The organism is Lentzea guizhouensis (assembly GCF_001701025.1).
Classification (GTDB): domain Bacteria; phylum Actinomycetota; class Actinomycetes; order Mycobacteriales; family Pseudonocardiaceae; genus Lentzea; species Lentzea guizhouensis.
The window spans coordinates 9002976-9025252 of sequence record NZ_CP016793.1 but is presented as its reverse complement, the minus strand read 5'-3'; the positions used below and the strand labels follow the sequence as shown (position 1 = coordinate 9025252).

The following is a 22277-nucleotide window of genomic DNA, read 5'->3' as shown; positions in this document are numbered from 1 at the left end:
AGGTGTGCCGGTTGCTGCTAGTACATTGTGCTAGTACGTTGTACTAGTGCGCCGAAAGGAACCTCTCCCGATGTCCACGTCGAACAGTGGTGTCGCCGCGCCGCGAGGCCGGGTGGTCCGGTCCGGACCGCCGCGCCGCTTGAAGGTCTGGCAGTTCCTCGTCCTCGTCGCGATCTACCTGGTGATCGTGCAGGGGGTGAGCGCCCTGCTCACGTCCGGGCAGGACGTCGCCTACGGGGCACCGACCTCGATCGACCACCTGGTCCGCATGATCGTGCTCCCGGTCGGGCTCGCCGCCGTCTTCACGCTCGGCGTCGCGGGGTACCTCGGCACCTGGCAGGAGATGTTCGTCAACGACCGCCCGGTGCGGCGCTGGCTCGTCGTCATCCCGCTCACGCTGTTCGGCACGGTCGCCGTGATCACCAACTACCCGGGACTCGCCTCGAAGGGGCTGGCGTTCGCGCTCCTCCTGCTGGTCGCGACGCTCATGGTCGGTTTCGCCGAAGAGCTGATGTTCCGCGGGATCGGTGTCGTCGTGTTCCGCGGCAACGGGTACAGCGAGTTCAAGGTCGGCTTGTGGACCACGGTGCTGTTCGGGGCGGCGCACGGCACCAACATCATCACCACCGGGCCGAAGGCGTTGGTCCAGGTCGTGCTCACCAGCGCGACCGGTCTCGTGTTCTACCTGGTCCTGCGCAGCACCGGCGCACTCGTCGCCGCGATGGCCGCACACGGCCTGTGGGACTTCTCCGTGCTGAGCGGCCAGGTCGATCCGGACAGGTCCTGGCCGCTCGCGAACCTCGCCGGCGTCACCCTCGCACTCATGCTCCTCGCCGTGCTCGTGTGGCGCCGGCGCATCACACCCGCTGCCACCTCCGGCGACTCGACCAGTGCTCACCGCGGTGACCGAGCAGAAGGCGGAACCGATGACTGACGAGAAGGCGTTCACCCGGAGGTTCGTGCTGCGCGCCGCGGCCGGTGCGGCGGGTGCCGCCGCGGCCACCTCGATGACTAACTCCGCCTTCGCCTCGTTCGCGGGCGAGCAGTGGTCGGCGCGCAGGCCGGCGGGCGGCGGGCGGGTGAAGATCGAGTGGGACGAGTGGGCGGTTCCCACCATCGTGGGCAGGAACGAGTTCGACGTCACCTACGGCGTCGGCTACGTGCAGGCCAGGGCCAACGCCCGGGAGGTCCTCGACATCTACGGCAGGGCTCGCGGAGCGGCCGCTGCCCGGTGGGGTTCCGCCTACGTGGCGGACGACAGGTTCACCGTCCAGCTGGGACTGAAGGCTCAGACGGACGTGTGGCTGCGGGCCCAGAAACCGCAGACGCTCGCTCGGATCAAGGCCTTCTGCGAGGGCTTCAACGCCGCGTGTGCCGAGAACACCGCCCTCGGCGGCGACCGGCGGGAGATCCTGCCGGTCACTCCGAGGGACATCATCGGGCACGTGGTGCGGGTCTTCGCGCGGTTCACGACGATCGACGGGGAGGGGCTCGCGTTCCCGCCGGAGCAGTTCGCCGGCAGCGTCGGGTCGAACGGGTGGGCGGTGTCCGGCAGGCGGTCCTCCACCGGGCACGCGATGCTGGTGATCAACCCCCACCTCGTGTGGCGGGGATACCAGCGGTTCTTCGAGATGCGCACCCGTCATCCCGGCCGCGACTTCCACGGTGCGGCGTTGCTGGGGCTGCCGTGGCAGAACATGGGGTACAGCCCGGCGGTGGGCTGGGGACACACGGTCAACCCCATCCCGAACATGTCCGTCTACGACTTGAAGCTCTCCGGCAACCGCTACGTCCACAACGGACGGCAGCGCGAACTGCAGGTCACCGAGCACCGCATCGAGGTGCGCGGCGCGGAGCCGGTCACCGTCCTCGAACGGCGCAGCGTGCACGGTCCGGTCGTCACCGCGCCCGACGGCGTTGACGTCGCGGTGCGCATCGCCGGTGTCCTGCACCACCCGGCGACCTCGGCGCTGGAGGGCTGGTGGCGGCTGTCGACCGCCACGAGCGTGCAGGAGCTGTTCAAGATCCACGACAGGACGCCGTTGCCGCTGTTCAACATGATCGCCGCGGACGCACGCGGGTCGATCGGCGCCCTCTACTGCGGAACACCTCCGGTGCGTGAGCACGGCGACTTCGACGACAGCCGGCGCCGTCTTCCCGGTGATGACCCGAAGTGGTTGTGGGACAGGGTGCATCCGGCCTCGAAGATGCCCAGGGTGATCAACCCGGAGTCCGGCTGGGTGCAGAACTGCAACGAAACGCCCTGGTTCTACACCCATCCGCCACTGCCCGCGCGTGACTGGCCGGCGGCGATCGCCCCGAGCGCCGACCAGGTCGACGACCTCCGGCCGGTCGCCTCCAGGACCTGGCTGAAGGCTCAGCGGACGATCACGCCGGAAAGCTTGCTGGGCTTGAAGTTCACCAAACGAGCGCTGCTGGCGGACGTCGTCCTCGACGAGCTCCTCGCGGCCGCCTCGGCGGAGGCGGACCTGCAGGACGCCGTCCGGGTGCTGGCGGACTGGGACCGCCACGCCCACCACGACAGCAAGGGCTACCTGCTGTTCTACCTGTGGAGCATCCTCAACGTCACGGCCATCGGCGACAGGACGCTGTTCCGGCACGTCGCCGAGCCAGGAGCGGTGCCGGCGGGCCTCGCCGACCCCGCCGCCGCGGTGCGGACCCTGCGCGCTGCCAAGGCGGTGCTCCTCGGAGCCAGAGCTCCTCTCGACGCCTCCGTCGGGCAGGTCGTCTCGCTCGGTGAGGGCCGGGACGCGATCCCCGGCGACGGTGGTTCCGGTGTCGTGGGCATCCTGAAGTCGTTCGAGATCTCGCCCGCGGCCGGCGGGTTCACCAAGGTGCTCGGTGACACCTGGGTGTCGCTGGTCCAGTTCCGTCCCGGTGGCAGGACCTCCGCGCAGAGCGTGCTGGTCTACGGCAACACCACCGAACCCGGTGCTCCGGCGTCGAAGTCGCAGTACGCGGTGTGGGCGGCTGACCGGTTGCGCTAGTGCTGCCGGGGTCGGCGGGGTGCCTGTCAGGCAGGCGGTCCACGCGGTGGGGCGCCGGTCGACCCGCTACCAGCTCTCCTCGCGCAGAACGCCGCGCCGCTCGTAGTCGTCCTCGTTCACTGGCCTGGGCCGGAAGGGCGGCGGGGCAGGCGGGGCCCTCCCGGCGCGGCCGGCGGTCGCGGCGGGGCCGGCACCGGTTCTCCGGAGGTCGACCAGCATGCCGCCTGAGTCGACGGTCGCCTGCACGGCGTTGCCCGGCAAGGTCACGGTGTTCAGCTGTCTGGGCGTGCAGCACGGTTTCGTTGCGGCGCTTCATCTTGCTCAACCGCTCGCCGGCGGCCTCCTGCAGTGCCGCCGCCCTGGCGTCGATCGCCCGCGGGTCGAGGCCGTTCATCGGGCACCTCCCACGCCGGAGCCCACCTTGCCGGCGCCGTCGTCGGGGACCAGCGGGCTGGTGTCGACCTTCTCGGTGATCTCCTCGCTCTGTTCGGAGCCCAGGTTGAACTGGCGCGGGTCGACGTTCGCCTGCATCGCGATGGTGGGCGGAGCCGGGGAGGCCGCAGCTGGCGGCGCCACCGATGGTGCTCCACACCACGCTGACGACGGCGTTGCCGACCTTCCACCCCTGCATGTCGTCTTATGCAGACCGTGTGGTTATGCCGATCGGTCGCTGAAGTGTTGTGGCAGAACGGTTTTCGTGGGGCATGGTCGGCATGATCACAGGTGGTCGAGGAATGCCATGATCGTGTCAATGGGCTGGTAGCGGCCTGGGACGGCGGTGATCGGGGCAGTGCGGGCCAGAGCGCGTTCTTTGAACTTCGAGGTCGGCGTGGACGTAGATTTGTGTCGTGGCAACACTTTCGTGGCCGACATAAGACAGCGGCACGGCCGCAGAGCCATGGTCACCGGCGTCTCGGTCCAATTGGGCAGCCTGTTCACCCGCACGCTCGGTGCAACGAGGCACGTGGTCTCCACCGGCCGGCCTGGACCTGACCGGCGCGGCGAAAGGGCAGCTCCAGAGCGCTTCCCCAGTGTGGACGGGTGACTGGCTTGGTTGTCCGCCCGGTTGCAGGATGACCGTTGACCGGGGACCGCCGGGATACGGGAGTTGATGTTCTTGCTGTGCGTCGAGGAGATGTGGTTCAGGACCTCGTCTCGATGTGCCGTCCTGCGCCGCGCATCGAGTCGACGTTCAGGGCCTGGCGCGGACGGGACGGGTGGGCCAGACTGCTTCGATGGTTTCCGAATACGTTCAGAGCGAACAATTCCGCGGTGCTCGCATCCACCTGTGCAATCTCGCGGGCCTTGAGATCCGCGATTGCGAGGTGGACAGTCTGAAGATCGTCGACTGCTACGGCAGCGACGTCTACCTCGGTGGCTTCTTCGAGCGCCTCGTCGTCAACGACGTCGACGTGACCGCCTACGTCGAGGCTGAGCTCGACCGCCGGCACCCCGCGCGGATGCTGGCGCGGGATGCGGCGTCCCCGGAGGACTACCGGGCTGCTTGGGACGCCATCGAGACCCTGTGGGACGCGACGCTCGACCGGGCGAGGCTGTTGCCCGAGGCCAAATTGCACGAGCAGGTCGACGGCGAGTGGTCGCTGGTCGAGACACAACGGCATCTGCTGTTCGCCTGCGATGCCTGGCTCGGCAATGCCGTGCTCGAGGAGGAAGCGCCCTACCATCCGTTGGGCTTGCCCGCCGGGGGGACGCCACCCGACGCTGCGGCGAGGCTCGGCCTCACCCTTGACGCCGTCCCGACGCTCGACGAGGTGCTCGCGCCGCGGCTCGCCCGCATGGCCGCGATGCGGCGTGTCGTCGACGGGCTCACTGCGACCGAGCTCGACCGGGCGTGCGGTCGCAAGCCAGCGGACATGTATCCCGACCAGGAGTACGTCGTGCGCCGCTGCCTCAAGGTAGTGCTGAAGGAAGAAGCCGAGCACCACCGTTACGCGGTGCGCGACCTCGCAGTGCTCGAAGGTGTGTCTGAACCGCAGTAGTCGCCGAGCGATTCCCGGCCAAGTGGCGACGCGGAAGCAGCCCTTTGCGTCCGTGCCGGGCGGCGGATTCGAGATCGCCCTCTGGCTCGGCCACGAAAGTGTTGCCACCACACAGATCTACGTCCACGCCGACCTCGCGCTCAAAGAACGCGCTCTGCCCCGCACTGCACCGATCACCGCCGTCCCAGGCCGCTACCAGCCCACTGACACGATCATGGCGTTCCTCGACCACCTGTGATCATGCCGATCATGCCCCACGAAAACCGTTCTGCCATAACACTTCAGCGACCGATCGGCATAACCACACGGTCTGCACAAGACGACTTATGCCGAACTCGACATAAGTCGTCGCCCTCTTCCACGGCGGCGAGACCCTCATCGGCTTGGGCAACGAGGTCGAGCAGGTCCTCTCGCACGGCGAGGGGAAGGGCGTTGTGAGCGGTGAGAAGAGATCGCCACCGGGCAAACGGGAGAATCGGCTTTCCCGCTTGCCCCTGAAAGGACTACTTCGATCTAATTTTGTACCGGAGTCCAACTCAGGCGTCCGGGGAGCGACTTGGCCATGACCGATCCGTTCGCGACGAAGGCCACCTACGGCCAGGTCTTCGCGGTGCCGCAGTTCCGCGCCGTCTTCGCGGCCAGGCTGCTCGGCGTCATGTCGGACACCCTGCGAGCCGTCGCGCTGGCGGTGCTGGTGTACCGGCAGACCAGCTCACCGCTGCTGACCGCGCTGGCGATCACGATCAACTTCCTGCCCCAGGCGGCCGGTGGGCTGTTCCTGGCCGCGATGGCGGACCGGTTCACCCCGCGGACGCTGATCACCGCCGGGTACGCGCTGCAGTGCGCGGCCGGACTGGTGCTCGCGTTCGCCGACCTCCCGGTCGCGCTCAGCCTGCTGCTGGTCGCGGCCGTGGCGTGCCTGACCCCGATCACCACCGGGTCCACCGCCCGCGTGCTGGCGGAGGCGCTCAGCGGGGACGCCTACGTGCTCGGGCGGTCGCTGTCCTACGTCGTGGCGGTCGGCGCGCAGATGGTGGGCATGGCCGCCGGTGGCGCGCTGGTCGCGTGGCTCGACGTGGACCGGACGATGCTGGTCACCGCGGGCACGCACCTGCTCGCGGCGGTGATCAGCCTGCTGTTCCTGGCGCGCGCCGAGGCCGTCCGCACCGGGGGGACCGGCGGGTCGATCGTGCGCAGGGCCCTGCGCGGCAACGCGGAGCTGCTGCGCTCACCCGGCGTGGCCAAGCTGATCGCGGCCCAGTGCCTGCCTGCCGCGTACCTGGCCGCGACGGGCAGCCTGCTCATCCCGTACGCCGCGCTGCGCGGGTTCGGCCCGGCGCAGACCGGCGTCCTGCTGGCGGCCACGTCGGCGGGCATGCTCGTCGGCGACGTCGTGGTCGGGCGGGCGTTCGCCCCCATCACCAGGGAACGGCTCGTGCTGCCGCTGCTGCTGGTCATGGGCGCGCCGTCGCTCGCGCTCGTCGCCGACCTGCCCCACCCTGCGGTGGTCGCGGCGTACGTGGTCACCGGGGTGGGCTCCGCCTACCTGCTCGGTCTGCAGCGCCGGTTCCTCGAGGCGGTGCCGGCCGACCTGCAGGGCCAGGGGTTCGCGCTGCTGAACACCACCACGATGACCGTCCAGGGCGTCGGGCCGCTGGTGTTCGGGGTGGTCGCGGAGTTCCTGCCGACCGGTCACGCGATCGCGCTGACCGGGGTGGGCAGCGTGGTCACCACACTGCTGCTCCGGAACGTGGTCCGCCCACGCGGCTGATCCGGCGTGCGCACCGGGAGATCGGGCCGGTGTGCAACATCGACCCGCGGTCCGCGTTCCGCCGCTAGGGTCGCGTGGGTGATGATCGGCGTGAACGTCCCGAACTTCGGACCGGGCACCAGTCCCGCCGTGCTGCGCGACTGGGCGCGCACGGTCGAGGGCCTCGGGTTCGACCTGCTCATGGTGTCCGACCACGTGGTGGTGACGCCGGACGTGGCCGAGCAGTACCCGGCGCCGTTCTACGAGCCGTTCACCACGCTGTCGTGGCTCGCCGGGGTCACCGAGCGGATCACCCTCGGCACCACCGTGCTGATCGCGCCCTACCGGCACCCGTTGCTGGTGGCGCGGATGGCGGCGAACCTCGCGGACCTCAGCGGCGGGCGGCTCGTGCTCGGCGTCGGGGTCGGGTGGGCGCGGGAGGAGTTCGCGGCGCTCGGGGTTCCGTTCGAGCGCCGGGGGAGGCTCACCGAAGAGCTGGTCACGACCGTGCGGGAGGCCTGGCAGGACCAGGGGTACCGCGCGGGGAGCATCCCGATCTGGCTCGGCGGGCACAGCGACGCCGCCATGCGCCGGGCGGTGCGGCTCGGTGACGCCTGGCACCCGCTGCGGCAGACGCCCGCGGCGTGGCGGGAGTCGGTGGCACGGTTGACGGACCTCGCCGCCGAGGAAGGTCGTCCGGTGCCCGCGCTGGCACCGCGCGTCCTGCTGCGGCTCACCGACGAGCCCGGGCAGGACCGGCGGCTGGGGGAGGGCACGGTCGAGCAGGTCGTCGCCGACCTGGACCAGCTGCGGTCCGACGGGGCGCACGCGGTGGTCCTGGACCCGTTCGTCGGCGATCCGGAGGAGACGCGGCGGCCGGACGTCGCCTGGCACGCACTGGCCGCGGTACGAAAGGAGTTCCGGTGAACGAGGAGCATGTGCGACGGGCGATCGCGCTGGCGGCCGAGGCGCGCGCGGGCGGCAACCCGCCGTTCGGGTCGCTGCTGGTCGGACCGGACGGGTCGGTGCTCGCCGAGGAGCGCAACTCCAGCCTGAGCGACGACGACATCACCGCGCACCCCGAGCTGAAGCTGGCCAGGTGGGCGGCGCGGTCGCTGGACGCCGAGACGGCCGCCGGCACCACGATGTACACGAGCTGCGAGCCGTGCGGGATGTGCGCGGGGGCGCTGGCGCGGTCGGGGATCGGTCAGGTGGTGTTCGCGCTGGCGACCGAGCAGCTCAACGGGCTCAAGACCGGCGGCGGGTTCCCGGCCGTGCCCACCGACGGCCCGCACCTCTACGACGAGGCGAAGGTGCCGGTCGAGGGGTACTACCCGTAGTGCGATGCCCGCCGGGCATCGGCGTGGTTGGCTTGAGGCCGTGGAGCTGAGGCAACTGCGGTACGTGGTGGCGGTGGCCGAGCACCGCCACTTCCGGCGGGCGGCCCAGGCGCTCGGCATGACCCAGCCCTCGCTGTCGAGGCAGGTGGCGGCGGTCGAACGCGAGCTGGGCACCGCGTTGTTCGACCGCACGGCCCGCGGGGTCGTGCTCACCGCCGCCGGCGAGGTCTACGCCGGGCACGCCCGGCAGGTGCTGGAGCAGGTCGAGGCCGGTGCGACCGAGGCACGGCGGGCCGCGCGCGGGCAGACCGGGTCGGTGCGGCTCGGCTTCGTGGGGGAGGCGTTGATCGAGCTGCTGCCGTCGCTGCTGGCGCGGTTCCGGTCGGCGCACCCCGGCGTGGGCCTGGAGTGCCGGGAGCTGTCGACGGCCCAGAGCGGTGCCGCGCTGCTCGCCGGTGACATCGACCTGGTCATCTCCCGCGGCGCCCCGGCCGGAGACGGCGCCGAACGGCTGACCGCGGTCCCGGTGGCCCAGGACCACCTCATCGCCGTGTGCCACCGGGGTCATCCGTTCGCGCGGCTGCCTGCCGTCACACCGGACCAGCTGCGCGGCCAGGCGCTCATCGCCACACCGGCCGCCGACGAACCGGCGGCGGTGCGGGTGCTGGCACCGTTGCTGAGCGCGGCGAGCGGGGTCACGCAAGCCCGTGACGTGCACACGGTGATCGGGCTGGCGGCCTGCGGGCTGGGCGTCGGGCTGCTGCCGTCGAGTGCCCGGCGGCTGGTCCGGCCCGAGACCGTCATGGTCGAGGTCGACCCGCCGGTGCGGCTGCCGGATCTCACGATGGCGTTCCGCACCGCCGACGGATCGCCGCCGCTGGCCGCGTTCCTGGCGGTGACGATGGCGCACTGCCCTGGTACCGCGAGGCGGCTGGCCCGGTTGGTGCCGCGCGTTTCTGGCCGTGACGGTCGCGGACTGCCCAGGTAGTGCGAGGCGGCTGGCTCGGTTGGTGCTCACGCGTTCCTGGCCGTGACGGTTGCGACCTGTTCGCGTACTGCGAGGCGGCTGGCCCGGCTGGCGCCTGCGCGTTTCTGACCGTGACGGTTGCGGACTGCCCGCGTGCCGCGAGGCGGCTGGCCCGGTTGGTGCCTGCGCGTTCCCGGCCGTGACGGTCGCGGACTGCCCCGGCAGGCGACGCTGGGCGGCCAGTCGATGCCTGTGGAGCATCAGGCTTCGGGTTGATGGGCATCAGGGGTGCCTCGCGTGTTCGCGGCGGGTGACATGGGGTGCATGTCGATCACTTCGCAATCCGTGCGGTACGGGGTCACGCTGGCGGGCACGGGCGGTGTCAACGTGGTGCGGGCGGTGCTGGCCGAGGCCCGCGAGGCCGCGTCGCACGGCGTCGACTCGGTGTGGACGGGCCAGCGGCTCGACCACGACGCGGTCGGCCTGGCCGGGCTCGTCGGAGCCCAGGTCCCCGGCATCGACGTGGGGGTCTCGGCGGTGCCGGTGTTCGGCAGGCACCCGCTGCTGGTGGGCAGCCAGGCCCAGACCGCGCAGGCGGCCACCGGCGGCCGGTTCCACCTGGCCGTCGCCCTGGGGGCGCCACCGATCGTCGAGCAGGCGTTCGGGCTGGCGTGGGAACGGCCGGTGGCCCGGTTGCGCGAGTTCCTGACCGCGCTGGGACCGTTGCTGCGCGGCGAACCCGTCGAGTTCGAGGGCGAGCTGCTCACCGCCCGCTCGGTGCTGCCCACCCACGTGCCCGGCGCCGCCAGGACCCCGTTGCTCGTGGCGGCCATGGCTCCGCGGGCCCTGCGGGTCACCGGTGAGCTGGCCGACGGGACCGTGCCGTACCTGGCCGGTCCCAGGGCGCTCGCCGAGCACATCGTCCCACGCTGGCCGCGGCGCCGCGGGACGGCCGGCTCCGCGGGTGGTCGCCCTGGTGCCGGCCGCGGTCACCACCGACCCGGACGCCCGCCGCACCATGGCCGAGGGGCTCGCCTTCTACACCCGGTTCGCGTCCTACCGCAGGGTGCTGGAGCTCAACGGCACCGAGGACCCCGTCGACCTGGCGCTGATCGGTGACGAGGAGACCGTGGCCGCCGGGGTGCGCCGGTACGTCGAGGCGGGGGCGACCGAGGTCGTGCTGACCGCGCACCACGACCTCGACGCCGCGACGCAGAGCCGCACCCGCCGGCTGGCGGGGGAGTTGGCCCGTGCGGCCAGGAGCGTCAGCCGGTCGGGCTGATCCCCTTCACCGCCAACGCGAACAGCCGCTCGGCCGTCGCGAGCGGGTCCCTGTGGTGCTCGGTGGCCGTCACGATGCCGACCATCAGCGTGACCAGGTCGGAGACGGTGACGTCCGCGGTCGCCACGCCGTCGTCGACCGCCCTGCGCAGCAACGGTTCCGCGGCCTGCTCGATCGCGGTCGCGCACGAGTTGCCCTGCACGGGGTCGCCCTCGTAGTTCAGCGCGGTCGCAAGTCCTTTCGCCGCAACGCAGTACGTCACCACGTCGGCCAGCCACGCGAGCAACGCCTCCCGGCTGTCCGCTGTCCCGGTCAGCTCGCGCGCCCGCGCGCACAGCACCTCGATCCGTTGCCACGACACGGCTTCCAGCAGCGCGTGGCGAGTGGGGAAGTGGCGGCGCACGGTCGCCGAACCGACGCCGGCGACGCGGGCGATCTGTTCGAGCGAGGCGTTGGCGCCGTGCGTGGCGACCTCCTGCTCGGCCACGGCCAGGATGCGCCCGTGGTTGCGCCGGGCGTCGGCGCGCTGTCCATCGGCCATGACAACCTCGTGCTTGCTAAGTGGCGGGGGCCGCCATATCGTAGCGGACGAGTAAACGGCGGACCCCGCCGTTTATGTTCTCGCTGCAAGGAGGCCCACTCATGACCGCACCCGTGCTGGTGACCGGCGCGACCGGCAAACAGGGAGGCGCGGCGGTCCAGGCGCTGCGGGCGGCCGGTGTGCCCGTGCGCGCGCTGGTCCGCGACCCGGAGAGCGACCGCGCCAAGGCGCTGGGCGTCGAGCTCGTCGTCGGTGACCTGAACGACCGCTCGTCGCTCACGCAGGCCGTGCAGGGCGTCCGCTCGGTGTTCTCGGTGCAGATGGCCGCGCTGACCGAGGCGGGCTTCGACTTCGCCGGCGAGCTCGCCCAGGCCACCAACCTGGTCGAGGCCGCGCTGGAGCAGGGGGTGCCGCAGTTCATCCAGACCACCGTCGACGGCGCCGGCGAGCGGATCGAGGACGAGCTGTACCCGATCAGGGCCGCGTCCATGAACACCAAGGCCGCGATCCAGGACCGGGTGCGCGCCGCCGGGTTCGAGCGGTGGACGCTGCTCAAGCCCGGCTTCTTCATGGACAACTTCCTGCCGTCGTCGGCGTTCCTGTTCCCGCGCGGGCTTGAGGGCGGCCTGGTGAGCATGGTCAGGCCCGCCACCCGGCTGTCCCTGGTCGCCACGCGGGACATCGGCACCGCGGTGGCCGCCGCCGTCGCCGACCCGGAGCGGTTCCACCGGGTGGAGCTGGAGCTCGCGAGCGAGCACCTGTCGATGGCGGAGATCGCCGAGGTGCTCTCGCGGGCCTGGGGCGTCGACCTGGTCGCACCGGACCTGACGCTGGAGCAGGCCCGTGCCGCCGGCATGCCCGAGATGGGCGCGGGCCACGACCGGATGAACGAGACCGGGATGGCCGGCCGGCCGCGGTTCGCCACCGATCTCGGGCTGCCGCTGACCAGCTTCGCCGACTGGGCTCGCGAGCAGGTCCGTTGATCACGTCTTTTGCCGATCGCGCCGGTGGGCCGTAGCGTCGGGGGGACGTTCGGCGCGACGGAGGTGACATGGCCGAGCCCGGCACCCCTTCCATCCGGATGCGCGCCCTCGACGCCGTCACCGACGGCACGCTCAAGGAGCTCGACCTCGACAAGCTCCTGCACGTCCTGCTGGAGCGCTTCCGCGACCTGCTGGCGGTCGACACGATCACCGTCCTGCTCGCCGACCGCAGCGGCACCCAGCTGGTGGCGAGGGCGACCTCCGGCTTGGAGGAGGAGGTCTTCCAGGGCGTGCGCGTGCCGATCGGCAAGGGCTTCGCGGGCCGCGTCGCCCAGCACCGGCGACCACTGCAGATCGAGCACGTGGACGAGTCCACAGTGGTCAACCCGCTGCTGTGGGAACACGGCCTGCAGGTGCTGCTCGGCGTGCCGATGATCGCCGAGGGCGAGCTCACCGGCGTCCTGCACGTCGGCAGCACCACCACCCGCGTCTTCACCGACGAGGAGGTCGACGCCCTCCAGCTCGCCGCCGACCGCCTCGCCGTGGCCGTGTACGTCGACCGCACCCGCGCCGAACGCTCGGCGGCCGCCCTGCTGCAGGAGAGCCTGCTGCCCGGCCACCTGCCCGCCGCCGAGGGCTGGGAGCTGGCCGCCCGCTACGTCCCCGGTGCCGAGAGCGGCGTCGGTGGCGACTGGTACGACGTGTTCGACCTGCCCGACGGGCGCATGGGCGTGGTGATCGGCGACGTGGTGGGCAACGGCCTGCGCGCCGCCGTCGTGATGGGCCGCCTGCGCAGCGCCCTGCGCGCCTACGCGCTGGAGTACACCGACCCGGCCGTCGTGCTGAGCAAGCTCGACCGCAAGGCGAGCCACTTCGAGCACGAGACCATGGCCACCGTCGCCTACGCGACCATCGACGTCGCCGCCCACCGCATGAGCCTCGCGCTGGCGGGCCACCTCATCCCCGTCCTCGCCACCCCGGACACCGAACCGGACTTCGTGCGCGCCGAGGTCGGCCCGCCCATCGGCTTCGACCTCGGCAACACCGGCCGCCGCAGCGTCGAGGTGGACCTGCCACCGGGGGCCCTGGTCGTGCTGTACACCGACGGTCTCGTCGAACGCCGCGGCCAGGACCTCGACGTCGGTCTGGAACGCCTGCGCGGCGCGGTGTCCTGCACCGACCCGGAGTCGGTGTGCATCCAGGTCATGGCCACGATGGTCGGCGACCAGCCGGCGACCGACGACGTCGCCCTGGTGGCGATCCGCCGCACGGCTATCGTGGCGTGATCACGCACCCTTCCCCTTGGAAGCCAGGATGTCCGTCCACCACACCGTCATCGACTCACCGATCGGCCCGCTGACCGCGGTCGGCGAAGGCGAGGCCCTGCTCGGCCTGTACTTCGACGGCCACCTGCGCACCCCGCGCCTGGACCGGGGCCCGCGCGTCACCACCGGGTTCGACGAGGTGCGCCGCCAGCTCGGCGAGTACTTCGCCGGGACGCGCCGGACGTTCGACCTCGTGCTGGCGCCGCGCGGTTCGGCGTTCGAGAAGAGCGTGTGGGCCCTGCTGACGTCGATCCCCTACGGCGAAACGCGGACCTACGGGCAGCTGGCCGCCGAGCTCGGTGATCCCGGTGCGGCTCAGGCGGTGGGCAACGCCAACGGGTGGAACCCGATCAGCATCATCGTCCCGTGCCACCGGGTGGTCGGGTCGCGCGGGTCGCTCACCGGGTACGCGGGTGGCCTGCAGCGCAAGCGGTTCCTGCTGGAACTGGAGGAACCACCGGCGGAAGAGGACGGACGCCTGTTCTGACGTGGACGCCCAGACCGGTCGAGCCGGGCGCGACGTCCGGTCGCAGCACGAGGTTCTCGTCGTAGTCGCCACTGTTCTGCGCCCGGTACGGGACCGGCTCGGTCACCGGGATCGCCAGCAGGCGCGCCCGCAGGTCTCCGGCCGCCCGGTCACCGTCTGCCGGCGTGAACCGGTCGGCTCCCGTGACCAGCACCGGTGGGAGCACCTCGGCGCCCCCGTAGAACAACATGCCGTGCTGCAACGGGAACAGCAGCTCGTCGATCGCGCCGTGGATGCCGCGCTCGCCGTAGAACCACGCCGGCCCGCCCGTCGTCACGACTGCCAGCGCGCGTTTGCCGGCGAGGAACCCGTCGCCGTACCCGATCCACTCGCCGTTCGGCCCGCGGTGGCCGTAGGCGTACCCCTGGTGCCACACCCGGTCGAACCAGCCCTTGAGGATCGCGGGCATGCCGAACCACCACAGCGGGAACTGCACGACGATCGTGTCCGCCCGGTCGATCTTCTCCTGCTCGGCCTGGATGTCCGCGCTGACGGTGCCTTCGGCGTGCGCCTGCTTCGCGGCGTCGGCGACCTGGAACCGCCGCGCCGGGTCGTGCGCGTAGGCAGCGGCGTCGACGACGGGGTTCCAGCCCATCGCGTACAGGTCGGACACCTCGACCTCGTGGCCCTCGTCGCGCAGGGCCCGCTGGCCCGCTTCCGCGAGAAAGCCGTTCAACGAACGGGTTTCCGGGTGGGCCTGAATCCACAAAACGTTCATGACACCGATCCTGACCGCGCCGGACCCGCACGACGACCGGCCCGATGGACAACATGTGCGAGGATCGGGCCATGACCGTTTTCGCCGCCGACGGTCGCCACCGCGTCGCCGTCCTGGCCCGCGACGGGGTCCTGCCCTTCGAGCTCAGCCTCGTGCACCGGCTCTTCGGCCAGGCCCGCACCACCGCCGGCGGCGCGCTCTACGAGGTCGTGACCTGCGCCCCGGTGCCCGGCGAGATCCGCACGGACGCCGACTTCACCGTCACGGTGCCCCACGGCCCCGAAGCACTGGCCGAGGCGGACACGGTGGTCGTCCCCGGCTCCGCGGCCGACCACGACGGCTCGTTCGACCCGGCGGTGACCGCCGCGCTCGCCCGGATCCGGCCGGGCGCCCGCATCGCCTCGATCTGCACCGGCGTGTTCGTGCTGGCCGCCGCGGGCCTGCTGACCGGCCGCCGGGTGACCACGCACTGGCGCGCCTCCGAACGGGCCCGCGCGCGTTTCCCGGACGTCACCTTCGACCTCGACGTGCTCTACACCGACGACGACGGCGTCTTGACCTCGGCCGGCGCCGCGGCGGGCATCGACCTGTGCCTGCACATGATCCGCACCGACCACGGCGCCGCGGTGGCCGACGAGGTGGCCCGCGGCACCGTCGTCGCACCACACCGGGCGAGCGACCAGGCCCAGTACCTCACCCGGCCCGTGCCGCAGCCCCGCACCTCCTCGACCGCGCGGGCTCGCGAGTGGGCGCTGGCGAACCTGCACCGCCCCGTCACGCTCCGGGACCTGGCCGCGCAGGAAGCCACCAGCACCCGCACGTTCACCCGCCGCTTCCGCGACGAGCTCGGCACCTCACCGGGCAGGTGGCTGGTGCGGCAACGCGTGCGCCGCGCCTGCACCCTCCTGGAGTGCACCGACCTGCCCGTCGACGAGGTCGCCGCCGCCGCTGGGTTCGGCACCGCGGGTTCGCTGCGCCTGCACCTGCAGGCCGAGCTGGGGGTGTCACCGACCGCGTACCGCGGCACGTTCCGCGGCCGCACCTGAGCTCGCGGGAACGCCTACCATCCCAGGCGGACAGTCGGCCGCGCCGGAGGAGGAACCTTGACCCGCCACACGTTCACCACCGCGGTCGAGCTCAACGGCAAGACGGCGACCGGGAGGCGGCGGGCGTCAGCGCCGGCGACACCGTCGAGGTGACTCTCGAACCCGACTTGGCCGAACGCACCGTCGACCTGCCCGACGACCTGGCGGCGGCACTCGACCGGGTTCCGGCGCTCCGCGCCGCGTTCACCGCGCTGTCCTACAGCAACCAGCGGCAGCGGGCAGAGGCGGTGGCGGCGGCGAAGCAACCTCAGACCCGTGCGCGGCGGATCGAGAAGATCATCGCGGAGCTGTCCTGACGCGCACGTCCTCCCAGGCGAGGTCGGTGGTGCCGCGTTGTTCGCCGATGAGCCACCGCTCACGCCTTGTCGTGGATCGTCACCGCGTACCCGTCCGGATCCGCGAACACGAACGTCCGGCCGAACGGCCCGTCGAACGGCGGCGTGACCACCGGAACGCCCGCCGCCACCAGTCGGTCGTGCACCCCCTGCGCGTCCTCCGCGTGCAACCACAACGCGACCCCGGCTCCCAAAGGTGCCGCGTCCAGATCCACCCCCGGCAACGCCTCACGCACCGCGAACGGAACAGGCGTCGTGCCGAACACCACCGCACCGGGTGGGCTCGGCACCCTGCGCAACCCGAGCTGCGTCTCGTAGAACTCCGCCGCCCGCTCCAGGTCACGCACCTGCAGTGCGAGGAAGTCGGGTCCGGTCACAGTCATGAGCAGTTCCTCTCGTATGTCAATGTGCTGACATCGAGAACGGTATGTCATGATGCTGACATGGGTCAAGCCGAGGTGGTCGGACCGCTGGACTCTGCGGTCGGGTACGCGTTGAAGCGGGCAGCAACGGCACTGCGGTCCGCGATGGACACGGCACTGCGACCGGTGGACCTGACCGTGCCGCAGTACTCCTGTCTCGAAGTTCTGTCCCAGCGGCCCGGACTGTCCAACGCGGAGCTCGCGCGGGCCGTGTTCGTCACCCGCCAGTCGATGAACCTGGTGCTGCGCGGACTGCAGGACCGCGGGCTCGTCACGCGTCCCGAGACCGCGCCGCACGGCCGGGCGTTGCCCAGCGAGCTCACCGACGCCGGCCGTGCCCAGTTGCGCGCCGCCAGCACCGCGGTCCGAGCCGTCGAGAAGCGGATGCTCGAACCGCTGTCCGAAGCACAGCAGGACAGGTTGCTGCAGGACCTCGTCGCGTGTGTCGACGCACTCAGCGCAACGCCGAGCGAAGATCAGGCCGAGTAGCTCGCGCGACGGGCCAGGGCCGCCGCTGCGGCGAGGGCGGCGGCGGTGGCGCAGAGAACGCCCGCGGCACCCGCGCTGACCGCGATGGCGCCGACCGCGCTCGGGATCACCACCTGGCCGAGCCGGTTCCCGGTCAGCCGCAGGGACATCGCGCGGCCGCGCAGGCCCGGTGGGGTGGAGGTGGCGAGCCAGGCCATCGTGAGCGGCTGGCCGACGCCCAGGCCGAGGCCGAGTGCGACGACCAGGCAGGCCGTCGCGGCGGGTGGGAGGGGCAGGGCGAGGGCGGCCATCGACAACGCCGACAGGACCGTGGTGCCGATCATCAGGCGCCGCCGGCCCAGCGACGTGACCAGCTTGCCGAGGAAGAGGCGGGACGTCATCGACGCGACCGCGCGCAGGGTCAGCAGCAGGCCGATGAAACCCGCGGAGAGCGCGCGGTCGGTGCCGAGCACGGGCAGGTAGACCAGCGTGATGTCGACGGCGGCGAGCACGACGCAGCTGACCAGCAGCGCCTGCGGCAGGCCCGGTAGCCGGACGAGGCCGCGGATGCCGCCTGTCTCCTGCTCGCGCGACTCGGCCGGTCGGGGCGGCATGCGGAGGAAGAGCGCGCACAGGGTGAGAACCAGGCCGATGCCGATCGCACTGGCGAACAGGGCGCCGGTCGCGGGCACCGCCTGTCCGCCGCCGGCCAGGATGATCAGGCCAGGACCGAGGGCCTGGCCGAGCGAAGCGGCGAACGTGTAGTAGCCGAACGCGGCGTCGAACCGGTCCGGCGGGGCGGCGTTGGCGACGGCGGCCTGCTGGCCCACGACGCAGAACAGGTGGCCGGTGCCCAGCACGACGACCCCGGCGGCCAGGCCTGCCGTCGTCGAGCCGGCGAACGTGAGCACCGCGGCCGACGCGGTCATCAGCAGTGCGCCGGCGATCATCACCCGCCGCTCGCCGAACCGGTCGGTCGCCTGGCCGGAAGGCGCCGCGAGCAGCAGGGGCACCAGCGCGAACGACGCGGCCAGCGCGCCCAGCCACCCGCCGGGGACGTCGAGCTCGATGGCCCGGTAGGTGACGGCCGGTCGCAGGACGAACGTGACCATCTGCGCCAGCACCGAGTGCGCGAGCAGCAGGACGAGCAGGCGCCGTCCCGGTGTGCCGGTCACCGTGCGTCCGGTGTGGACAGTCACCGCGCCGGCTTCGCGGGTTGTGTCATATGACCTCCTGGTCGCTCCCTATAGGTTATAACCTGTGCGGGAGTGCAGCGGACACTGCTTCCCGGTAGGTGGGACGTCCTGCGGTTCGTTCAGGCTTGGGTGCGCTCGTCCACGAGCCACGCCGCGACTTGGTGCAGCTTCATGTTGGCCGCCTGAGAAGCCTCCACGAGCATGCGGAACGCACGGGCCGCGTCGATGCCGTGGCGTTCCATGAGAATGCCCTTGGCCGTGGAGATGATGTCCCGGTTCTCGATGGCGATGCTGAGCTGCGCTTCCCGTTGCGCGCCGACCAGCGCGATCGCGGCATGGGCGGCGAACAGGTGCCCGTCCTCTTCCGTGCGCTGGTCGAAGGCGTTGACGCGGCTGGAGTAGAGGTTGAGCGCGCCGAGCGTGCGGTCGGTCACGAAGAGCCGGTAGGACAGCAACGAGTGGATGCCGTGGTCAGCCGCGGCCGGCCCGAACCGGGGCCAGCGAGCCTCGTCCACGAAGTTGCCGACGCGGTAGGTCTGGTGCTCGGCGATCGCGTCGACGCACGGTCCTTCCTGGAGGTCGTACTGCAGCTGGTCGATGGTCTCGACGATGCCGCTGCTCGGCGCGACGGTGTGGACCTTGCCGTTCTCGACCAGCGAGACGCCGGCGTGTTCGGCACCTGCGATGTAGTCGACGGCGGCCTTGACGATCGCGAGCAGTGTCGCCTCGACGTCCGGCTCGGCTTGCAGGGTCCGCGCGACGCCGCTGAGCGTCTCGGCGAGTCCTCTGAAGCTGCCGTCAGTCACGGCCATGACGCCCTCCACCACCGGATCAACCATTCTCGCGATCGTCTACCCCGCGGGACCGCGGCCCCAAACGCAGCCCGCTTCGGGCCGAGGTACGCCCGAACGGGGGCGAGCCGGCCACCGCAACTCCTGGTCGACAGGCAGCAATCCCGCGCATTCCTCCCCGGTCGTGCCGTCACCAGCGTCGTGATCATGAGCAACTACGACGTGACGGCCGAGTCGACGGCACCTCGCTCGGCGGTGTGGGCCCTGCTGCTGGACCCGCGGAGCGGGCCGGCGTCGGGGCGACGTGCGCGTTCCGCACCGGTGATGTCGTCACGAAGGAGCGCATCACGGCTCTCGACCCTGAGCGCCGGTTCGGCTACGAGGGTGTCGAGATCCCGTTCATGTCGGACTACGACGCGGTGGTGGAGCTGCAGGAGCTGCCGGGCGGAGGCACCCGGATCCACTGGCACGGCACCTACGAGGTGGTCGGCGAGGCGATGCGCGAGACGTTCCCCGGCTACCTGAGGGGCTTCATGCAGGACATGGCGAACGGCCTGGCCGCGTACGCCGCGGTTCACCGGCCCGTCTCGGGGTAACCGCACGGGGACCCCGACGGAGGAGTACGGAGCATGCAGAACGCACTCGGACAGCGCACCTGGGTGATCGCGGAGGGGCACATCCCCGGCAGCGGCCACGGCGATGGACCGGCCCTGGAGAGCCACGAGACCGCGTGCATCCTCAACGCGTCCGACACCGACGCCCAGGTGGAGATCACCGTCTACTTCACCGACCGGGAACCCGTCGGCCCCTACCGGTTCACGGTGCCCGCCCGCCGCACCCGGCACCAGCGGTTCAACGACCTGACCGACCCGGAGCCGATCCCGCGGGACACCGACTTCGCCACGGTGGTGCACAGCGACGTGCCCGTCGTGGTGCAGCACAGCCGTCTCGACTCGCGTCAGGCCGAGCTGGCACTGCTGTCGACCATCGCCTGGCCGGCCGGCTGACCTGGCGATGGCGTGCTCTGATCGGGCGATCATCGAGCGTTCGCGCTTCAGGTGATCGGTTTCGTGAAGTAGTGATCCGGTTGAACGCGCTGAATGTCGAGGTGCTGCCGCAAACACGTGCAAGGCAGACTCCTGAACACGACTGTGCCGGGAGGCGCTTTGTCCGACGACCTGGGTGTGCTGACCGCGATCTACCAGTCCGACCGCGCCGACCGTTCGACGACGCTGACCGTCAGCCTCGCCACGATGGGCGCGGCCGTGACGTACCTCGTCGGCACGATCGCCTTTTACGACAAGCTGGACCTCCTCGGCTGGGCCATCTCCCTGCTCCCGTTCCCGCTCGTCTGCATCGCCGCCTTCCACGCGGTGCTGCTGAACCTCGCCGCTGTCCGCGCCCGGTCGATCCTCACGCTCGAACGAGCCCTCCTCGACCGGATGACCGGGCCCGACGCCTCGTCGCTCGATCGCGGTGAGATCGGGGTGACCGCGAGCGAGAAGGCGGGCAACCTGCACACCGCCCACCCGGCCCAGCGCGCGGCGATACTCATCGCCTATGGCGGGGTCGGGACCATCTACCTCGGGTACATCGGCCTGATGCTCGTCAAGGCGGCACCGCACCTGTCCGGGTGGATCGCGGTTCCGGCTGCCGGCTACGCGTCACTGCTGGTGCCGGTCGCACTCGCCTGGCGGCACAGCACGGCGAACTTCGACTTCGAGCACGCCGGACGTGGCCGGCGTCGCGGTGCCGGCAACGCACCGAGGCGCTGACCGGCGGGTTCGACCTCGAAAGGTGCGCGGTCCGCACGAGAACAAGCCGCCTGGAATCTTTCATGCATTCGGGTGGTGCCATAGCGGTTTCGCATCGGCGGTTCGGCTGCGTGCACTTGTATGGCGATGGGGAGGTGCCGTGAAAGCACTGAATCAAATCCTCACCACTCGGGAGCCATTCGGTCCGGCGGACAGCGAGAGCGTGTTCGAGGCCGGTCTCGTCGGTGTGGACCAGTTGTTCGACCGTTCCAACCTGATCTACGCGCAGGCCATCGGCGCGAGCCGCCCGACCTACATCATCGGCCGCAAGGGCGCGGGCAAGACCGCGTTCCTCTTCGGTTCCACGATGAGCAACAGCGTGCGGGCGTTGCGCACCGCGACGGTCTACCAGTGGATGGCCAGCGTGATCCGCCGCTGGACCGAGGTGCGCGGGCCGCTCTTCGTCGACCAGGCCGCGGACATCTGGGAGGCCGTGTTCGAGCAGGTCGCGCTGTTCCACGTGCACGACACCGCGCAGGAGAACGACCCGGTGAACGAGCTGCAGGACGTCTGGGACCACCTGGACCGTCCCGAGCACACCGACGCGACCAAGGTCACCGAGCGGTTCCTCGCCGAGCTGCAGCGCCGGATCGCCAACCGCGACCTCATCGGCCTGAACGAGATCATCGGCGACATCACGCACGGTGGCGTCACGTTCGACCAGGCGCGCCGGGCGATGCGCGCCATCCTGCAGAAGCGGCAGCAGTCGCTGGTGATCGTGATGGACAACCTCGAAGACCTGCACGCGAGGCTGCCCGAGCTGCGTGACGTGCTGTCCGGCATGTTCCGCTGCGTCGGCAGGGTGATCCTCGGCAACGACGCGTTCGGCGTGCAGATCTGCCTGCCGAGCGAGCTCTTCGACCAGATCCACGAGATCTCCACCGCGCCGGAGAAGGACTTCCGGGGCAGCTACCTCACGATCTACTGGACCGCCAAGGAACTCCTCAAGCTGGCGGACAACAGGTTGGGCCTCTACCTGGGCACGCACCACCCGGAGCAGTACGGGGAGCTGCTGAAGAAGGCGGCGGGCAGAGAAGAGCCGCAACTGCTTCGAGCCGCGTTGCCGCCGCGCATGACCAGCGGGCTCGGAGCCGAGGAGGACCCGCTCGCCTACCTGCTGCGGCACACCCAGCTGCTGCCGCGGCACCTGATCGAGATCCTCAACAGCGTGTTCACCGCACCGGTGGACGGGTCGGCGCCGTGGGCGGTGACCGAGGAGGCGATCCGCAGCGGTACCCGGCGAGCGGAACGCATGGTGGTCAACGGGATCTTCGCCGCGCACCAGGCGTCGTTCCCGCTGGCGCGCGAGGCGCTGGTCCGGTTGTCGGACCGGCTGGGCATCTGCTTCGCCGCCAAGGACCTGCACCGGGTGTTCAACCGCGAGGGCATCCGCAAGGCGACCGGGATGGAGTTCGGCGAGTTCCTGCCGATGCTGTTCACGTTGGGAGCGCTCGGAGTGCGGTTCGACGAGACGGCGCGCTACAACAAAGCGCACTTCCAGTACACGTTCGACTCGAACCTCACGACGGAGGAGGACACCGACTTCCTGTGCTTCCACCCGTTGTTCACCCGGTACCTGCACGAACGGTCGTTGCCGAAGCTGCGCAGCAAGAACGCGAAGGCCACCTACCCCCACGGCTGCGACCCCGCCGACGAGGACTACCGGGTCTCGCTGGGGTACACGGCCATGGCGATGCGAGGCTGA

The 22277-nt window shown here is 71.0% G+C and carries 27 protein-coding genes; 20 read left to right on the top strand and 7 right to left on the bottom strand.

Annotated features, from left to right (window positions below; translation table 11 throughout):
- The first annotated feature begins 70 nt into the window (after window positions 1-70).
- Together BBK82_RS42995 and BBK82_RS42990 are read left to right on the top strand one after the other, a co-directional pair.
- A complete protein-coding gene (locus BBK82_RS42995; RefSeq protein WP_065920051.1) occupies window positions 71-934 on the top strand; it encodes a CPBP family intramembrane glutamic endopeptidase in 864 nt (287 codons plus the stop codon).
- Window positions 927-3008 carry a penicillin acylase family protein gene (locus BBK82_RS42990; protein WP_154697840.1) on the top strand — a complete coding sequence of 694 codons (2082 nt, stop codon included), beginning with the start codon at window positions 927-929 and terminating at the stop codon, window positions 3006-3008. Before BBK82_RS42995 ends, BBK82_RS42990 begins: the two co-directional genes overlap by 8 nt.
- 66 nt (window positions 3009-3074) lie before the next feature.
- Here the strand turns inward: BBK82_RS42990 and BBK82_RS42985 are convergent, their stop codons facing one another.
- Both BBK82_RS42985 and BBK82_RS51195 read right to left on the bottom strand, forming a co-directional pair.
- Window positions 3075-3275 (bottom strand): hypothetical protein, encoded by a 201-nt coding sequence (locus tag BBK82_RS42985; RefSeq protein WP_065920049.1) that lies wholly within the window; start codon window positions 3273-3275, stop codon window positions 3075-3077.
- A gap of 123 nt (window positions 3276-3398) precedes the next feature.
- On the bottom strand, window positions 3399-3584 hold the full coding sequence (locus BBK82_RS51195) for a hypothetical protein (RefSeq protein WP_154697839.1): 186 nt from the start codon (window positions 3582-3584) through the stop codon (window positions 3399-3401).
- Between the two features lie 659 nt (window positions 3585-4243).
- Here BBK82_RS51195 and BBK82_RS42980 point away from each other — a divergent pair.
- The 8 genes from BBK82_RS42980 (at window position 4244) to BBK82_RS53335 (ending at window position 10347) form a co-directional block, all read left to right on the top strand.
- Window positions 4244-5008: a DinB family protein gene (locus BBK82_RS42980; RefSeq protein WP_065921823.1), complete on the top strand. Its 765-nt coding sequence runs from the start codon at window positions 4244-4246 to the stop codon at window positions 5006-5008.
- A gap of 52 nt (window positions 5009-5060) precedes the next feature.
- Window positions 5061-5246 carry an integrase gene (locus tag BBK82_RS42975; RefSeq protein WP_065920048.1) on the top strand — a complete coding sequence of 62 codons (186 nt, stop codon included), beginning with the start codon at window positions 5061-5063 and terminating at the stop codon, window positions 5244-5246.
- A gap of 324 nt (window positions 5247-5570) precedes the next feature.
- Entirely contained in the window at window positions 5571-6779 is a 1209-nt protein-coding gene (locus BBK82_RS42970) for an MFS transporter (protein WP_065920047.1), read from the top strand.
- A gap of 81 nt (window positions 6780-6860) precedes the next feature.
- A complete protein-coding gene (locus BBK82_RS42965; RefSeq protein WP_237048488.1) occupies window positions 6861-7685 on the top strand; it encodes an LLM class flavin-dependent oxidoreductase in 825 nt (274 codons plus the stop codon).
- On the top strand, window positions 7682-8098 hold the full coding sequence (locus BBK82_RS42960; RefSeq protein WP_065920045.1) for a nucleoside deaminase: 417 nt from the start codon (window positions 7682-7684) through the stop codon (window positions 8096-8098). The genes BBK82_RS42965 and BBK82_RS42960 overlap by 4 nt, the downstream gene beginning before the upstream one ends.
- A gap of 40 nt (window positions 8099-8138) precedes the next feature.
- Entirely contained in the window at window positions 8139-9086 is a 948-nt protein-coding gene (locus tag BBK82_RS42955) for a LysR family transcriptional regulator (RefSeq protein ID WP_237047890.1), read from the top strand.
- Window positions 9087-9389: 303 nt separating this feature from the next.
- Window positions 9390-10184 carry an LLM class flavin-dependent oxidoreductase gene (locus tag BBK82_RS42950; RefSeq protein WP_218920522.1) on the top strand — a complete coding sequence of 265 codons (795 nt, stop codon included), beginning with the start codon at window positions 9390-9392 and terminating at the stop codon, window positions 10182-10184.
- Window positions 10132-10347, top strand: coding sequence for a hypothetical protein (locus tag BBK82_RS53335; RefSeq protein ID WP_218920521.1), 216 nt, complete (start codon window positions 10132-10134; stop codon window positions 10345-10347). Before BBK82_RS42950 ends, BBK82_RS53335 begins: the two co-directional genes overlap by 53 nt.
- Here BBK82_RS53335 and BBK82_RS42945 read toward each other — a convergent pair.
- Window positions 10331-10888, bottom strand: a complete 558-nt coding sequence (locus BBK82_RS42945; RefSeq protein WP_065920043.1) for a TetR/AcrR family transcriptional regulator — start codon at window positions 10886-10888, stop codon at window positions 10331-10333. The genes BBK82_RS53335 and BBK82_RS42945 overlap by 17 nt on opposite strands.
- A 101-nt stretch (window positions 10889-10989) precedes the next feature.
- Here BBK82_RS42945 and BBK82_RS42940 point away from each other — a divergent pair, with 101 nt between their 5' ends.
- The 3 genes from BBK82_RS42940 (at window position 10990) to BBK82_RS42930 (ending at window position 13683) form a co-directional block, all read left to right on the top strand.
- Complete coding sequence (locus tag BBK82_RS42940) at window positions 10990-11871, top strand: NmrA/HSCARG family protein (protein WP_065920042.1); 882 nt, start codon at window positions 10990-10992, stop codon at window positions 11869-11871.
- A gap of 68 nt (window positions 11872-11939) precedes the next feature.
- A complete protein-coding gene (locus BBK82_RS42935; RefSeq protein WP_065920041.1) occupies window positions 11940-13157 on the top strand; it encodes a PP2C family protein-serine/threonine phosphatase in 1218 nt (405 codons plus the stop codon).
- A gap of 28 nt (window positions 13158-13185) precedes the next feature.
- Window positions 13186-13683 (top strand): methylated-DNA--[protein]-cysteine S-methyltransferase, encoded by a 498-nt coding sequence (locus tag BBK82_RS42930; RefSeq protein WP_065920040.1) that lies wholly within the window; start codon window positions 13186-13188, stop codon window positions 13681-13683.
- Here BBK82_RS42930 and BBK82_RS42925 read toward each other — a convergent pair.
- Window positions 13595-14440: an NAD(P)H-dependent oxidoreductase gene (locus tag BBK82_RS42925; protein ID WP_083268591.1), complete on the bottom strand. Its 846-nt coding sequence runs from the start codon at window positions 14438-14440 to the stop codon at window positions 13595-13597. The genes BBK82_RS42930 and BBK82_RS42925 overlap by 89 nt on opposite strands.
- Before the next feature lie 71 nt (window positions 14441-14511).
- Between BBK82_RS42925 and BBK82_RS42920 the strand changes: the two genes are divergently transcribed.
- On the top strand, window positions 14512-15486 hold the full coding sequence (locus tag BBK82_RS42920) for a GlxA family transcriptional regulator (RefSeq protein ID WP_418287471.1): 975 nt from the start codon (window positions 14512-14514) through the stop codon (window positions 15484-15486).
- Between the two features lie 149 nt (window positions 15487-15635).
- On the top strand, window positions 15636-15842 hold the full coding sequence (locus BBK82_RS55275; protein WP_065920038.1) for a YdeI/OmpD-associated family protein: 207 nt from the start codon (window positions 15636-15638) through the stop codon (window positions 15840-15842).
- 59 nt (window positions 15843-15901) lie between these two features.
- On the opposite strand, the gene BBK82_RS42910 is transcribed toward BBK82_RS55275, so the two are convergent.
- On the bottom strand, window positions 15902-16264 hold the full coding sequence (locus BBK82_RS42910) for a VOC family protein (protein ID WP_065920037.1): 363 nt from the start codon (window positions 16262-16264) through the stop codon (window positions 15902-15904).
- A 60-nt stretch (window positions 16265-16324) separates the two neighbouring features.
- Here BBK82_RS42910 and BBK82_RS42905 point away from each other — a divergent pair, with 60 nt between their 5' ends.
- On the top strand, window positions 16325-16792 hold the full coding sequence (locus BBK82_RS42905; RefSeq protein WP_065920036.1) for a MarR family winged helix-turn-helix transcriptional regulator: 468 nt from the start codon (window positions 16325-16327) through the stop codon (window positions 16790-16792).
- Here the strand turns inward: BBK82_RS42905 and BBK82_RS42900 are convergent.
- Together BBK82_RS42900 and BBK82_RS42895 are read right to left on the bottom strand one after the other, a co-directional pair.
- A complete protein-coding gene (locus BBK82_RS42900; protein ID WP_237047889.1) occupies window positions 16780-17970 on the bottom strand; it encodes an MFS transporter in 1191 nt (396 codons plus the stop codon). The genes BBK82_RS42905 and BBK82_RS42900 overlap by 13 nt on opposite strands.
- 116 nt (window positions 17971-18086) lie before the next feature.
- Window positions 18087-18806 carry a GAF and ANTAR domain-containing protein gene (locus BBK82_RS42895; protein ID WP_083268590.1) on the bottom strand — a complete coding sequence of 240 codons (720 nt, stop codon included), beginning with the start codon at window positions 18804-18806 and terminating at the stop codon, window positions 18087-18089.
- 209 nt (window positions 18807-19015) lie between these two features.
- Between BBK82_RS42895 and BBK82_RS42890 the strand changes: the two genes are divergently transcribed.
- From BBK82_RS42890 to BBK82_RS42875, 4 genes are all read left to right on the top strand, one after another.
- On the top strand, window positions 19016-19354 hold the full coding sequence (locus BBK82_RS42890) for an SRPBCC family protein (RefSeq protein WP_335618021.1): 339 nt from the start codon (window positions 19016-19018) through the stop codon (window positions 19352-19354).
- A gap of 33 nt (window positions 19355-19387) precedes the next feature.
- The gene (locus BBK82_RS42885) at window positions 19388-19765 is read left to right on the top strand and encodes a sensory rhodopsin transducer (RefSeq protein WP_065920035.1); all 378 of its coding nucleotides are present in this window, start codon (window positions 19388-19390) and stop codon (window positions 19763-19765) included.
- A gap of 159 nt (window positions 19766-19924) precedes the next feature.
- The gene (locus BBK82_RS42880; RefSeq protein WP_065920034.1) at window positions 19925-20533 is read left to right on the top strand and encodes a hypothetical protein; all 609 of its coding nucleotides are present in this window, start codon (window positions 19925-19927) and stop codon (window positions 20531-20533) included.
- Between the two features lie 139 nt (window positions 20534-20672).
- Window positions 20673-22277 (top strand): P-loop ATPase, Sll1717 family, encoded by a 1605-nt coding sequence (locus BBK82_RS42875; protein WP_154697838.1) that lies wholly within the window; start codon window positions 20673-20675, stop codon window positions 22275-22277.

Excerpts from the sequence above, each read along its gene's own strand:
- BBK82_RS42995 (WP_065920051.1), top strand. The coding sequence starts at position 71 with ATGTCCACGTCGAACAGTGGTGTCGCCGCGCCGCGAGGCCGGGTGGTC.
- BBK82_RS42990 (WP_154697840.1), top strand. The coding sequence starts at position 927 with ATGACTGACGAGAAGGCGTTCACCCGGAGGTTCGTGCTGCGCGCCGCG.
- BBK82_RS42980 (WP_065921823.1), top strand. The coding sequence starts at position 4,244 with ATGGTTTCCGAATACGTTCAGAGCGAACAATTCCGCGGTGCTCGCATC.
- BBK82_RS42970 (WP_065920047.1), top strand. The coding sequence starts at position 5,571 with ATGACCGATCCGTTCGCGACGAAGGCCACCTACGGCCAGGTCTTCGCG.
- BBK82_RS42965 (WP_237048488.1), top strand. The coding sequence starts at position 6,861 with ATGATCGGCGTGAACGTCCCGAACTTCGGACCGGGCACCAGTCCCGCC.
- BBK82_RS42950 (WP_218920522.1), top strand. The coding sequence starts at position 9,390 with ATGTCGATCACTTCGCAATCCGTGCGGTACGGGGTCACGCTGGCGGGC.
- BBK82_RS42945 (WP_065920043.1), bottom strand. The coding sequence starts at position 10,888 with ATGGCCGATGGACAGCGCGCCGACGCCCGGCGCAACCACGGGCGCATC.
- BBK82_RS42940 (WP_065920042.1), top strand. The coding sequence starts at position 10,990 with ATGACCGCACCCGTGCTGGTGACCGGCGCGACCGGCAAACAGGGAGGC.
- BBK82_RS42935 (WP_065920041.1), top strand. The coding sequence starts at position 11,940 with ATGGCCGAGCCCGGCACCCCTTCCATCCGGATGCGCGCCCTCGACGCC.
- BBK82_RS42930 (WP_065920040.1), top strand. The coding sequence starts at position 13,186 with ATGTCCGTCCACCACACCGTCATCGACTCACCGATCGGCCCGCTGACC.
- BBK82_RS42925 (WP_083268591.1), bottom strand. The coding sequence starts at position 14,440 with ATGAACGTTTTGTGGATTCAGGCCCACCCGGAAACCCGTTCGTTGAAC.
- BBK82_RS42920 (WP_418287471.1), top strand. The coding sequence starts at position 14,512 with ATGACCGTTTTCGCCGCCGACGGTCGCCACCGCGTCGCCGTCCTGGCC.
- BBK82_RS42910 (WP_065920037.1), bottom strand. The coding sequence starts at position 16,264 with ATGACTGTGACCGGACCCGACTTCCTCGCACTGCAGGTGCGTGACCTG.
- BBK82_RS42905 (WP_065920036.1), top strand. The coding sequence starts at position 16,325 with ATGGGTCAAGCCGAGGTGGTCGGACCGCTGGACTCTGCGGTCGGGTAC.
- BBK82_RS42895 (WP_083268590.1), bottom strand. The coding sequence starts at position 18,806 with ATGGTTGATCCGGTGGTGGAGGGCGTCATGGCCGTGACTGACGGCAGC.
- BBK82_RS42885 (WP_065920035.1), top strand. The coding sequence starts at position 19,388 with ATGCAGAACGCACTCGGACAGCGCACCTGGGTGATCGCGGAGGGGCAC.